The organism is Streptomyces sp. NPDC051109 (genome assembly GCF_044455885.1).
Lineage (GTDB): Bacteria > Actinomycetota > Actinomycetes > Streptomycetales > Streptomycetaceae > Streptomyces.
In genome coordinates, this window is record NZ_JBITFF010000006.1 from 248,793 (window position 1) to 262,980 (window position 14,188).

At 70.5% G+C, this 14,188-nt stretch carries 6 protein-coding genes; all 6 read left to right on the top strand.

Translation table 11 applies throughout. The features are described 5' to 3' along the window. The first annotated feature begins 57 nt into the window (after positions 1-57). The 6 genes from ACIBAD_RS14265 (at position 58) to ACIBAD_RS14290 (ending at position 14,156) form a co-directional block, all read left to right on the top strand. Positions 58-1,941: a DNA/RNA helicase domain-containing protein gene (locus tag ACIBAD_RS14265; protein ID WP_398906714.1), complete on the top strand. Its 1,884-nt coding sequence runs from the start codon at positions 58-60 to the stop codon at positions 1,939-1,941. Between the two features lie 95 nt (positions 1,942-2,036). Continuing rightward, the gene (locus ACIBAD_RS14270; RefSeq protein ID WP_398906716.1) at positions 2,037-5,942 is read left to right on the top strand and encodes a phage resistance protein; all 3,906 of its coding nucleotides are present in this window, start codon (positions 2,037-2,039) and stop codon (positions 5,940-5,942) included. Then, positions 5,939-8,836 carry a BREX-2 system phosphatase PglZ gene (gene pglZ / locus ACIBAD_RS14275; protein ID WP_398906718.1) on the top strand — a complete coding sequence of 966 codons (2,898 nt, stop codon included), beginning with the start codon at positions 5,939-5,941 and terminating at the stop codon, positions 8,834-8,836. Before ACIBAD_RS14270 ends, pglZ begins: the two co-directional genes overlap by 4 nt. A 37-nt stretch (positions 8,837-8,873) precedes the next feature. Continuing rightward, a complete protein-coding gene (locus tag ACIBAD_RS14280; RefSeq protein WP_398906720.1) occupies positions 8,874-10,619 on the top strand; it encodes an AIPR family protein in 1,746 nt (581 codons plus the stop codon). Between the two features lie 49 nt (positions 10,620-10,668). Further along, a complete protein-coding gene (gene brxD, locus ACIBAD_RS14285) occupies positions 10,669-11,997 on the top strand; it encodes a BREX system ATP-binding protein BrxD (protein WP_398906722.1) in 1,329 nt (442 codons plus the stop codon). Beyond that, positions 11,994-14,156, top strand: a complete 2,163-nt coding sequence (locus ACIBAD_RS14290) for a DEAD/DEAH box helicase (RefSeq protein ID WP_398906724.1) — start codon at positions 11,994-11,996, stop codon at positions 14,154-14,156. The genes brxD and ACIBAD_RS14290 overlap by 4 nt, the downstream gene beginning before the upstream one ends. Positions 14,157-14,188: the final 32 nt, after the last annotated feature.

Below are 14,188 nucleotides of genomic sequence, written 5' to 3' on the forward strand. Positions count from 1 at the left end.
CCGACCAGGACATGCCCCCACCCGCACGAGTCACTTCGTGCTGCCTGGGGGCAAGTCTTGCTGTTCCGTGAATCCGTGGCATCCGTGGCCGCCCGCTTCTTCGGCGGTTCGGTCGCGGAAGGGGCGCTCGCGCTGATGCTGGCCGAGAACTTCCTGCACGCCCGGGGCCACCGCCCGCACCCCTCGGAGATCCAGTCCTGGGAGCGCAGCCTCCCCGTCCTCGCGAACACCCTGATCGAGGCCGGTCTCGGCGACGTCGAGATGCTGATCGAGTACTCACTGCCGCTCACCAGCAAGCGCGCCGACGTGATACTGGCCGGCGTGCACCCGGCCACCGGTGAGCCCTCCTACGTCATCGTGGAACTCAAGCAGTGGAGCAGGACGTACCAGGAGGACGGCGACCCGCGGCTGTGCCGGGTCGACGCGTACGCCGATCCCCAGCTGAACCCCATCGAGCAGGTCCGCGCCTACTGCGACTACCTGGTGTCCTTCAACGGCGCGGTGGAGCACACCCCCGAGTCGGTCGCCGGGGTGGCCTACCTGCACAACGCCAAGGACTCCGACGTCCGGTGGCTGCGCGAGGTGCCCGAGGACCTGCACGGGCGGCTGTTCACCCAGGACCAGCGCAGTTCCTTCCAGACCTACCTTCGCTCTCGGCTCGCCCCGAAGCCCGGCGGCGAGGCCGCCGAGATCCTGCTGCACGGCAAGGTGCGGCCGTCGAAGCAGCTGATGAAGGTGGCGGCCGACGAGGTCCGCAACCGCGAGCAGTTCGTCCTGCTCGACGAGCAGAAGGTCGCCTACGAGCTGGTGATGTCGGCGGTCCGCAAGGCCCAGCGGGCGAACCACAAGCAGGTGATCATCGTCGCCGGCGGGCCGGGCTCCGGAAAGAGCGTGATCGCCCTGTCGCTCCTCGGCGAGCTGTACCGCCGGGGAGTGGCCGCCCTCCACGCGACCGGGTCCTCCTCTTTCACCGAGACCATGCGGAAGGTCGCGGGAGCTCGGAAGACCGAGGTGCAGAGGCTGTTCAAGTACTTCAACAGCTTCATGGAGGCAGAGCCGAACGACCTCGATGTCCTGATCTGCGACGAGGCCCATCGCATCCGCCTGACCTCCGCCAATCGCTACACCCGGGCCGCGCTGCGCACCGGGCGCCCCCAGGTCGCGGAGCTGATCGACGCCGCCCGGGTGCCCGTCTTCCTGCTGGACCAGCACCAGGTGGTGCGGCCCGGGGAGATGGGTACGGTCGCGGAGATCGAGCAGGCCGCGAAGGCTCAGGGCCTGGACTGCACGGTCGTGAACCTCGACAGCCAGTTCCGGTGCGGCGGCAGCGAGGCGTACCTGCGCTGGGTGACCCACCTGCTCGGGCTGGAAGGTGACGGGCCCGTCGTCTGGGAGCCGGACGACAAGGTGCAGCTGCTGACCGTGGACAGTCCGCAGGAGCTGGAGGACTTCCTGACCGCCCGCAAGGCCGAGAAGTACGGTGCTCGCATGGCAGCCGGCTACTGCTGGCCGTGGACCAAGAAGATCACCCCGGAGATGACGGAGCTGCCCGCCGACGTCGTGATCGGCAACTGGGCCAAGCCGTGGAACGTGCCCGGTGACCGATCCCTGTTCGGGGCGCCACCACGCGCGCTGTGGGCCACCGAGGAGGCCGGGTTCGGGCAGGTCGGCTGCGTCTACACCGCGCAGGGCTTCGAGTACGACTGGTCCGGCGTGATCATCGGGCCGGACCTGGTCTGGCGTACCGACAGCTGGGTGGTGGACCGTACCGCCTCGAAGGATTCGGAGCTCAGGAAGGCGACCGACGACGAGATCGGCCCGCTGATCCGCAACACCTACAAGGTGCTGCTCACCCGGGGCATGATCGGCACCGTGATCTACTCCACCGACACCGAGACCCGGGAGAAGCTCCGCGAGCTGATCCCGGCCGCCCAGGTGTGATCGTCTCTGGCGATATCGGTCCCGCGATGTCCGACCCACCCCATACGATCGGGTGAGCAGCGCGACGACCGATTTCCCGGAGAGTGAGCCCGTACATGGCCCAGCAGCCGCCCCTCCTCCGCGATGTGATCGACATCAAGGAGTCCATCTCGACCTCGGACTTCGTCCTGCAGCTCTCGGAGGCCACCTCCCCCGAGGGCGCCGAGCGGGCGCTGAAGGACTACGTGGTCACCGAACGGCTGCTGGAGAACTTCGACGAGGCACTCGGGCTGATCAAGGCCGCCCTGGACGGGCACACCTCCAAGGCGGCCTATCTGCACGGCTCCTTCGGTTCCGGTAAGTCGCACTTCATGGCCGTCCTGCACGCCCTGCTCAGCGGCAGCCCGGCCGCCCGCGCCAAGGGCGACTTCGACCCCGTACTGACCAAGCACGAGTGGCTCGGGGCGGACGGCAAGCGCTTCCTGCTCGTGCCGTACCACATGCTCGGGGCGAAGGCCCTGGAGCAGCGCGTCCTCGGCGGGTACGTCACCCATGTGAAGCGACTGCACCCGCAGGCCGAGACCCCGCAGGTGTACCGGACGGACGCGCTGTTCGACGACATCCGCGCCATGCGCAGCCGGATGGGCGACAGCGCCGTCATCGCCGGGCTGGCAGCCGAGGGCGCCTCCGGCTCGGACGAGGACGACGAGTGGGGCGAGTCCTTCGCCTGGACGCCCGCGCTGCTGGACACGGCGCTGGCCGCCGCGGAGGTCCACGAGGCCGCCCAGGGGCTCAACCTGGTCAGCCCCGCGACCCCTGCCGAGCTGCGGGCGCGCCTCGTCCAGGACGCGAGCACCAACCTCCTGCCCGGTTTCGCGAAGAACGCCGCCGAGGACGAGCACGGGTTCATCTCGCTGGATGCCGGTCTCTCCGTCATCGCCGAGCACGCCAAGGGCCTCGGCTACGACGGTCTGATCCTGTTCCTGGACGAGCTGATCCTCTGGCTTGCGACGCTCATCCACGACCAGAAGTTCGTCGCCAAGGAAGCCAGCAAGATCACCAACTTCGTGGAGGGCGGGGACGCCCGCCGCGCGATCCCGGTGGTCTCCTTCATCGCCCGCCAGCGCGATCTGCGCGAGCTGGTCGGCGAGGAGGTGTCCGGTGCGGCCGAGTCCTCCATTCAGGACACCCTGAACCTGGCCTCCGGCCGGTTCGACAAGATCACGCTGGAGGACCGCAACCTCCCCCAGGTGGCCCACGCGCGCCTGCTGCGACCGAAGGACGACGAGGCCGCCGCGCTGATCCGCGCCGAATTCGAGAAAACTCGCAAGGTCCGCCAGGAGGTGTGGGACACCCTGCTCGGCTCGGACCGCGGCGCCGACGGCGTCGGGGCCGACGAGGAGAGCTTCCGGCTTACGTACCCCTTCTCGCCGGCGTTCATGGACACACTGGTGCACGTCTCCTCCGCGCTCCAGCGCAACCGGACCGGCATGAAGCTGATGGGCCAGCTGCTCGCCGACCACCGGGACGAGCTGCGGCTCGGCGACCTGATCCCGGTCGGTGACCTCTACCCGCTGATCACGGCGGGCGGCGACAAGCCCTTCACCGACAGCCTCAAGGTGGTCTTCGAGGCCGCGGACAAGCTCTACCGGACGAAACTGCGCCCGTACCTCTTGGGCACGCACAACGTGACCGAGGAGGAGGTCGAGCAGTACACCCACCGGCCCGACAGCCTCACCGACCAGGGCCTGCGCGCCCGGATCAAGCTGTTCGTCGGCGATAACCGGATCGTGGGCACCCTGTTGCTGTCCGCGCTCGCGCCGAGCGTTCCCGCCCTCGCGGACCTCACCATCCGGCGGCTGTCCGCCCTCAACTACGGCTCTGTGGTCGCCCCTATCCCGGGCCGTGAGTACGGCATCTTGCAGAACAAGGTCTCGGAGTGGGCGGCCCGGTTCCCGGAGATCGTGGAGACCGGCAGCGAGGCCAACCGGGGCGTGCGGCTGGAGCTTTCCGGCGTCGATGTCGACTCGGTCATCGCCAACGCCAACGTCAACGACAACCCCGGCAACCGCACCGCTCTGGCGCGGCGGATCCTCTCCCAGGAGCTCGGCATCGTCAGCCAGGGCCAGTTCGTCGACGAGATGTCCTTCGTCTGGCGCGGAACGGACCGCTCCGCCGAGGTCGTCTTCGGCAACGTGGCCGACGAGGACGAGCTGCCCGACCACGACCTGATGCCCCGCCAGGACGGCCTCTGGCGGATCGTGATCGACCTCCCCTTCGACGAGACCGAGTACGGGCCGGTCGAGGACCGGGACCGGATGCGCAGGCTGCGCGAGAAGCAGGGTGAGCCCTCGCGCACGGTGGCCTGGCTGCCCACGCACCTCTCGCACCAGCGGTACGCCGACTTCCGGCGGCTCGTCGTCATCGACAAGGCCCTCGCCGACGACCAGAGGTTCGACAGCCAGTACGCCGGGCACCTGAACGCCGACAACCGTGCCCGCGCCAAGGGCCTGCTGGAGACCCAGCGGGAATCCCTGTTGACGAAGATCAAGGCCGCCTTCAAGCAGGCGTACGGCCTGGCCGACAAGAAGGCCGGCGATGTCGAGCTCGGCTTCGACGACCACCTGGCCTCGCTCCGCGAGGTCGAAGGGCTGACCCTCTCCTTCGGCCAGTCGCTGCGCGACGGCATCCGGCACATCGCCGGCCGCCTCCTCGCCACCCAGTTCCCCGACCACCCCGACCTCGACCCCGATAACACCGGGACCGCGGTCAAGCCGGCCGACGCCCGCAAGGTGTTCACACACGTCCGTGCCGCGGCCGAGGCCCGGGACGGACGCACCGAAGTCCCGGCGGCGGACCGCGCGCTGATGCGGCGGCTCGTCGGCCCGCTCCGGCTCGGGCAGCAGAAGGAGGCGTACTTCGAGCTGTCCCAGTTCTGGGCGGACCACTTCCGCCGCCTGGCCCGCGAGCAGGGTGTGACCGGCGACCTCAGCCTGATCACCCTCACGGACTGGACGGACAAGCCCGCGCCGCGCGGCCTGCCCGACTTCCTGGCCCGGTTGGTGGTCGCCGCGTTCGCCGAGATGGACGACCGGGTCTGGGTGCGCGAAGGCACTCCCCTCGACCCCGCTCCGGAACTCGCCCAGATCAAGGAACGCGACGCCCTGCGCAGTCAGCCGCTCCCCTCGGAGGAGGACTGGGAGGCGGCCCGCCAACGCTTCGCGACGGTATTCGGGCAGAAGGCTCCGACGCTGCGGCGCGGGCGGATGGTCAACCAGTTGGCCCGCGAGATCACCTCCCAGGTGCGGGCCTTCCAGGGTCCGCAGGACGAGCTGGTGGAGCAGCTGCAGAAGCACGCCGGTTTCCTCCGGCTCGACGAGACCGTCGAGACCGGACGCCTCGCCGTCGCGCGCCGGGCCGTCGACCTGCTCAAGGCCCTCGACCGGACCTCCGGTCCCGGCGCCACCGGGGCGAAGCGGACCGTCGAGGCCCTGGCCGGCTTCGACTTCGGGCCGGTCAGCGGGGAGCGGCTCGGGAATTCGTTGAAGCAGGCGAGCGCCGTGTCGCGGGCCCTCGTCTCGGCGTCCTGGACCACCCTCGACCTCGCCTCCGGCCAGGGACCCGAGGGGGAAGAACTGCTGGACTCCCTGCGCAACGTCGCGGCCGAGCCCCAGATCCCGGACGGCTTGGTCACCGCGCTGGCACGCACCACGGACAAGGTCCTCGCCCTGATCAAGCGGAACCAGGCCGCCGCCACCCCGGCCCCCGCACCCCAGCCGGTGGCGCGGGATCCTCGGGCCGACTACGTGTCGCTGGACACGCGGAGCAGCCACCCTCCCGTCCCGGTGGACGCCCCCTCGACGGGTTCGGCAAGCAGCATCATCGGGCGGCCGGGCACTTCCGGTGCCCGCCGCACCACGGCGGCCCGTGCAGTGGCGGAACTGCAGTCTGCGCTGGCCGAGCTGGCCGCCCGCGAGCCGGGCGCCACCGTAGAGATCACATGGCGGGTCGTCGAAGGATGAGCACGGCAACCTCCGGTTCCGTCGCCGTCCGGCTGAACCTGGCGACGATCACGCAGTACCTCTCCTCCCAGAGCTCGCTCGCCGGCTCCCTCAAGGGCGACGGCAGGCGACGGGTGGTGCTGCTGCGCTCCGCACCGCACTGGGACGGGCCGGCCGAACCGGCCTGGGGGGAGGGCCGGACGGCGCGGATCGTGGCCGCGCCGTCCCCGCTCGCCGTCCACGAGCTGGTCCTCGGCCAGCTCACCGGGCAGGCGGCCGGTCCGGCCGTACTGGTCGTACTGACCGACCGCGAGCAGCACGAGCTCGACCCGGCGATTCTGGCGCGCACCCACAAGAGGCGCATCGACGCGGTGGACAGCTGGGACGTGGTCCGCGACGCGTTCGGCGCACAGGACGTGGACGGCCGGCTACGGGCCGACAATTGGGCGGCCGAGGCCCTGCTGGACGCCACACCGCCCGGTGGCTGGCCCGCCCTGGCCGGCGGGATGCTGTCGCGGCGCTCCGCGCTGTCGTCGCTGGCGCTGCGGCGGCTCCGGCTCGGCCGGTATGGTCCTGAGGCGCCGGCCGGAGCGGGCGGTCCTGCCGCGAGCGACGAACTGGACATGCACACGCTGCTGGGCTGGTCGCTGCTGCCGAGTGGGCCGGAGCGGCTGCTGGAGCTGCGCGGCCCCGAGCGGTCGGGGCTGGTGGAATTCCTCGCCGAGGAGGACCAGGCGGGGCTGCCCGGCCGGGCCCTACTCGCACTGGTCCTGGCCGACCACGGTACCGATGCGGTGGCTTTCGGTCTGGTGTGCGCGGCCCTATGGGTCCATGCGGTCCCGGACGCGGGCGTCTACCAGGCCCGCGGCCGTGCCGAGCGCTGGTTCGGGGAGCAGCCCCCGGCCGCCGGGGAGCAGTTCGACGTCCTGGCCGCCGCCTTCGGACGGGCTGCCGAGGAGTACGTCTCCGGGCTCGCCGTAGCGGCGCGCTCCCGCGGCGGCGCCCAGGTGGAGGAGGCGCGGGAAGTGCGGCGAACCCTCGACACCGTCCTGGACAGGGCCTCCGCGCTGGTCCGCCAGTTCGGAGCCGAAGCCGCCGCGCGCAGGAGCCCGGTTCTCCCGGCCGGCCTCGACGAGGCCTTCACGGCCGTCGGCCGGGCCTTTGCGCGGGGCGACGTACAGGCCGTCGCAGTGGCGATCGGCTCGCTGAACGGCCATGTGCGGGCCGAGGACCCGCACACCCTCGCCCGGATCGAGCGGACGCGGATGGCCCTCCGCCTCGCCCAGTGGCTGGCCGGCGAGCCCGCTCCCGGCTCGGAGACGGTGGCGGCCGCCATAGAGCGGCACCTCACCGAGACCGGCTGGGTGGATCGGGCGGTCGAGCACGTCGAGGCGGGCGGCGACGCCGACCCGGAGCTGAGAGCGGCGTACGACAGGCTCGCGGAGCGGATCCGCGGCGTGCGCAAGGAGATCGACCGCGACTTCGCCGGTCTGCTGGCCGCCTGGACCGCCGCGGGCACCCCGCCGAACTCCATGCTGACGCTGGAGACTTTCCTCGACCGCGTGGTGAAGCCGGTCGTCCAGGGTGGCACCGGTCGCCGTGTCCTGCTGCTGGTGCTGGACGGGATGAGCGCCCCCATCGCCACCGAACTCGGCGAGGAGCTGCGTTCCTCCTGGGCCGAGTTCGACCCTCTCGACGAAGGGGATCCGCGTCGGCGCGCCGTCGCGGCGGTCCTGCCCACGGTCACCGCGGTGTGCCGGACCTCTCTCTTCGCGGGGCGGCTGCTCCAGGGCACGCAGAAGGACGAGAAACAGCTGTTCCCCGAGCTGTTCAAGCGGTGGGGCGGGGCACCGGCCGCGGTCTTCCACAAGGACGACCTCCGTGCGGACAGCGCCGGTCACGCCTTCGGGCCGGAGCTGACCGATGCCTTGACGGACGGCCGGACACATGTGGCGGTCGTCCTGAACGCGATCGACGACCGCCTGGCCAAGGAGCAGAAGCTCGGCGACGGATCCTGGCAGGCCGCGCACATCCCGGGGCTCCCGGAACTGTTCAGGGTGGCCGCGACCGAGGGCATGGCGGTCATCCTGACCAGCGACCACGGCCATGTGGTCGACCGTCACGGGGTCACGGCCGAGGCCGCATCACCGCTGTCCGCCCGCCATCGGGCACCGGGTGGACAGACCGCGTCGGCCGAGGTGGTGCTCTCGGGCCCGCGCGTGGTCGCACCCGAGCCCGGTGGCTCCGTCGTCGCCCTCTGGGACGCCGACTCCCGGTACACGGCGCGCAAGGCCGGCTACCACGGCGGCGCGTCCCTGGCCGAGTTCGCCGTCCCCGTGCTCGCCTTCCTGCCCTTCGGCGCCGAGCCGCCCGCCGGGTGGCGGGAGCTCGGCAACCGCAGTCCGGCATGGTGGGAGACCGGCGGCTCGGCTCCCCGACCGACCGCGCCCGCCGCCGAAGCGGTGCCCACCCCTGCGCGCCCCGTCCGGCAGCGTCCGACGAAGGCCCAGGCCGAACTGGCCCAGAGTCACGACTCGTTGTTCGACGTGGCGATCGTCCCGGCGGGCGGGGACTCCCAGACGCTCGTCGAGCAGGTCCTGGTGTCCCCCGACGACGCACTCGTGGAGGCGCTCTTCGCCGCCGAAGCGTTCAAGAGCCAGCTGGAGCTCCTCGCCCGTAAACCCCCGAAGGACAAACTCGACCGCGCAGTCCGCGCCCTGCTCGACGCCGGCACCCTCCCGGTGACCGCTCTCGCGCAGCGGGTCGACTACCCGGCGACCCGGGCTGACGGCTTCGCCGCCATCCTTCGCCAGCTCCTCAATTTCGACGGGGTGCAGGTGCTGGAAACGCTCCCGGACGGCCGCACAGTTCGGCTGGATTCCGCCTTGTTGAAGCTGCAGTTCGATCTAGGCTGACAGACCGTTTGCCGTCGAACCCACCGAGCAAGGACATATGAGCGCCAACGACCGTGTGTTGATCAACCAGATGATCGAAGAGAAGCGGAACTCGCGTTCCGTGGCGCTGTCCTTCGACGCGGCCTTCGAGAGGTTCGCCTGCGAGCATGCGCTGCACGGCTTCGGCCTCTCCGAGGAGGAGGTCGAGGCCGGGGTCATCGGCGGCTCGGACGACGGCGGCATCGACGGTGCCTACGTGTTCCTGGGCGGGCGGCTGCTGCACGAGGACAGCGACGTCCTGCAGCAGCCCTCCGCCGCCGCGCAGATCGACACCGGCACCCGGTTGACCCTCTGGCTCGTCCAGGCCAAGACCTCCTCCGCCTTCTCGGAGACGGCCCTGGACAAGGTCGAGGCGACCTGCAAGAACCTGCTCGACCTCCAGGCGGACGACGCCGACTTCGCGGTCCTCTACTCCGCCGACCTGATCGCCGGGTTCCGGCTGTTCAAGGACGCCCTGAGCCGGCTCATCACCCGCCACCCGACCGTGCTGATCAAGTTCTCCTACGTCACGCGCGGCGAAGCGGGCGAGGTGCATCCCAAGGTGCAGGCGAAGGCGAAGATCCTGGAGGACCGCTTCGACAAGGCCTTCGCGATCTCCCAGGGCGAGGTGGAGTTCCTGGGCCCCGCGGAACTCTGGAACCGCGCCAGCACCCGGCCCTCGTACACCCTGGAACTCCCTTACCAGGAGAGCATCACGCACGGCACCAGTCACATCGCCCTGGTGGCGCTCCGGGACTACATCGACTTCCTCAGCGACGACAACGGCCTGATCAAGTCGCACATCTTCGACTGGAACGTGCGGGACTACCAGGGCGACGTCGAGGTGAACCGGGAGATCACCCAGTCCTTGCGGGACCCCGCGGCACCGGAGTTCTGGTGGCTGAACAACGGCATCACCATCGTCTGCTCCCAGGCCACGTCGGTGGGCAAACGGCTGAGCCTCTCCGACGTCCAGATCGTCAACGGCCTGCAGACCTCCTACACCCTCCACCAGACGCTGTCCGCGCGGCACGCTGCCGACCCGGCCGAACCCGTATTCAACCGGCTGGTGCAGGTCCGCATCCTCGTCACCGCGGACCAGGCCGCCCGCGACGCCGTCATCCGTGCCACCAACCGCCAGACCACCGTCCCCGTCGCCTCCCTGCGGGCCACGGACGACATCCAGCGGCAGATCGAGACGTACTTCCACGAGCACGGCTGGTTCTACGACCGGCGCAAGAACTTCTACCGCAACCAGGGCAAGCCGGCCGACCGGATCATCAGCATCCCCCTGCTCGCCCAGTCCGTCATGGCCATGGCCCTCGGCCGTCCCGACTACGCCCGTGCCCGGCCGTCGAGCCTGCTCAAGTCGGACTCGGACTACCAGCGGGTCTTCTCCGAGAAGACCGGGCTCCCCGTCTACCTGTGGCTGGCCAGGACACAGCGCCAGGTCGACGACTTCCTCCAGTCGCGGCCCCAGCCCATCTCCCGCTCCGAGTACACCAACCTCCACTTCCACCTGGCCATGCTCGGGGCCGTCGACCTGGTGGGACGTGTCTTCACCCGGCCGGACGCCCTCAGCAACGCGGCACGGGAAGAGGTGTTTCCCACGCCGGTCCGCCTGGAGTCCCTCTGGACCGCACTGCGCGAGCAGTTCGACGGATTCCAGGACGAGCACGGCTGGGGAGCCGACAAGACCGCAAAGAGCGCGGAGTTCGTCAACGCACTCACACGGAACCTCGGCTACGGAAGCTTCCGCGCCTGAGCAGCGGTCGCCCGCAGGGACGATCCGGCACGGGTGGGAGAATGCGGGGGTGACCGACCCGCGTGCTTCCGCCGTCTCCGCCGCCCGTCGCCGTACCGCCATCGACGCCCTGCGCCGCGGCGCCGTACCCGAAACCGGGCTGGACCTACTGGCCACCGGCCTGGACCGGTTCGAGTCCGCGCTCGATGCCGAACTGGACGCGGTCGCCTCGGGCGCTTCCGTGTTCAAGGCCGTCCGCGGGGAGTACGGCTCCGGGAAGACGTTCTTCACCCGGTGGCTCGGCGAGCGCGCCAAACAGCGCGGGTTCGCCGTGGCCGAGATACAGATCTCGGAGACGGAGACCCCGTTGCACCGCCTGGAGACGGTCTACCGTCGGCTGACCGAGCGGCTGACCACGGCCAGCTTCCCGCCCAGCGCCCTGCGCCCCGTGGTCGACGCCTGGTTCTATGCCCTGGAGGAGGACGCACTCGCCGACGGAGCCGGCGAGGACGAACTGGCCGGGGCGGTCGAGAAGCTGCTCACGGCCCGCCTCGCCGAAGTGTCCCGGCACGCCCCGTCCTTCGCCACCGCCCTGCGCGGCTACCGGGCCGCCCTCGCCCAGGGGGACGAGGCGACGGCTTCAGCGGTCCTGGCCTGGCTCGGCGGGCAACCGCATGTGGCCGCCGCAGCGCGCCGGTCGGCCGGAGTCCGCGGCGACCTGGACCATTTCGGTGCTCTCGGTTTCCTCCAAGGGCTGCTCACCGTGCTGCGCGACTCCGGACACCGGGGGCTGTTCCTCGTGCTCGACGAGGTGGAGACTCTCCAGCGGGTCCGGTCGGATGCCCGCGATAAAGCCCTCAACGCGCTGCGCCAGCTCATCGACGAGGTGCATTCCGGGCGCTTCCCGGGCCTGTACCTGATCATCACCGGCACGCCGGCCTTCTACGACGGGCAACAAGGAGCCCAACGGCTGGCCCCGCTCGCCCAGCGGCTCGCCACCGACTTCACCACCGACCCGCGCTTCGACAACCCGCGCGCGGTGCAACTGCGACTGCCGGGGTTCACTCAGGACTCCCTGGTCGCGCTCGGGATCACCATCCGGGATCTGTACGCAATCGGCGCATCCGCCCCGGACCGGGTGAGGGCGCTGGCCGACGACGCGTACGTCGCCGACCTGGCCGGCGCGGTGGGGGGAGCTCTTGGTGGCAAGGTCGGCGTCGCACCCCGCGTCTACTTGAAGAAGCTGGTCGGTGACGTACTGGACCGCATCGACCAGTTCGCCGACTTCGACCCGCGGCAGCACTACCGCCTGACCGTCTCCAGTGGCGAGCTGACCGAGGTGGAGCGGAACCTGGCCGCCGCGGTTGCCGCCGACGAGATCGACCTGGACATTTCGTGACAGGACCCGCCGACCGGTCCGTGCACCCCCACGACCCCGTCGACCGCCTGGACCCCGTCGTCCTGCACCATGTGGTCAACACGCTGGGCTGGCCCGACCTGCGGCCCCTGCAGCGAGCGGCCATCGATCCCGTGATGGACGGGCACGACGCGGTGCTGCTGGCCCCCACCGCGGGCGGCAAGACCGAGGCGGCCTGCCTGCCGATCCTGTCCGCCATGTCCGAGCAGAGCTGGTCCGGCACGTCGGTGCTCTACCTCTGCCCGCTCAAGGCCCTCCTGAACAACCTGGTGACCCGTATCGACGGCTACGCGCAGTGGCTGGGCCGGAGCGCCGCGCTCTGGCACGGGGACACCAAGGAGTCCCAGCGAAACCGCATCCGCACCGGTCGGCCGGACATCCTCCTCACCACGCCCGAATCGCTGGAAGCCATGCTCATCGGCGTGAAGACGGACCATGCCCACCTGCTCGGCGGGGTCCGGGCGGTCGTCGTGGACGAGGTGCACGCTTTCGCCGGGGACGACCGGGGCTGGCACCTGCTGGCCGTGCTAGAACGGCTGGAGAGGGTGGTGGGCCGCTCGATCCAGCGGATCGGCCTGTCGGCGACCGTCGGCAACCCCGAGCAACTGCTGACCTGGCTGCAGGGATCAGGAGCCGGCCGACGGGCCGGTCACGTCGTCGCTCCGGGCATCGCCCCGGCCCCGTCGGGCGGCGCGGCTCCCCCACCCCCGGGAGATGTCGAGCTGGACTACGTCGGCTCCCTCGACAACGCAGCCAAGATCATCGCGGCTCTGCACCGCGGCGAAAAGCGACTGGTCTTCTGCGATTCGAGGCGCCAGGTGGAGGAGCTGGGCGCCGCCTTGCGGGCCCGCGAGGTCTCCGTGTTCCTCTCCCATGCCTCCCTCTCCGCCGAGGAACGAGCCAGGTCGGAGCAGGCGTTCGCCGAGGCACGCGACTGCGTGATCGTGTCCACCTCCACTCTCGAACTGGGCATCGACGTGGGCGATCTGGACCGCGTCATCCAGATCGACTCCCCTGCCACGGTCGCCTCGTTCCTGCAGCGCCTCGGGCGGACCGGACGCCGGGCCGGATCCAGCCGCAACTGTCTGTTCCTCGCCACCCGCAAGGACTCCCTGCTGCAGGCCGCCGGTTTGCTGCTGCTGTGGGGCCGGGGCTGGGTAGAGGCCGTGATCCCGCCACCCGAGCCCCGTCACCTCGTGGCCCAACAGCTGCTCGCCCTGACCCTCCAGAAGCACAAGCTGGGGAATCAGCTGTGGATGGACGAGTGGAACGGAATGGCACCGTTCGACCGTTCGGCTGCACCGATCCTGCGCCACCTGGTGAGCGAGGGGTTCCTCGACTCCGACGGAGGTCTGCTGTTCATCGGTCCCGAAGCGGAACACCGCTTCGGACGACGCCATTTCATCGAACTGACCGCCTCGTTCACCGCGCCCCCGCAGTTCACCGTGCTGTCCGGGCGCACCGAGATCGGCCAGGCCGACCCCTCCGTACTCACCGAGGAACGACCGGGCCCCCGCCGCCTGCTCCTGGCCGGGCGCAGCTGGCAGGTGACCTACATCGACTGGGGGCGCAAGCGCGTCTTCGTCGAACCGGCGGAGAGCGGCGGCGTCGCCAAGTGGTCCAGCGGAACGCCCACCGGTCTCCCGTACGCGCTCACCCGTGCCATGCGGGAGGTGCTGCTCGGAGCCGACCCGCTCGTCTCCCTGACCCGTAGGGCAGCCGCCGGGCTTCAGGAGTGGCGGGACGAGGAAGCCCCGCACACCGTCCACCCCGGTGGGACCCTGATCACCCGGCGGGGAGCCGACGTCCGCTGGTGGACCTGGGCCGGCTACCGGACCAACGCCACCCTCGGCGCCACCCTGTCCACTGTTGCCGACCCCCTCCAGCGGCCGACCGACTGCTATCTGCGGCTGCGGGAGGACCTGACCCCCCACGCGTGGCAGGCCGCGAGGAACAGCGCGCGCTCCGCTTCGGCTCTCGTTCTGCCCGACGTGGACCAGCGGGCCGTCCACGGTTTGAAGTTCGCCGTGGCGCTGCCCACCAGGCTGGCCACGGCCACCCTGGCCGCGAGGCTCGCCGACTTCGAGGGAGCAAGGAAAACACTGGCCGAGTCCGTGCGGTTCTCGTCAGGTCAGTGGTGACGGCCCGTTGCCCCGTTAGACCCGCCATCTCT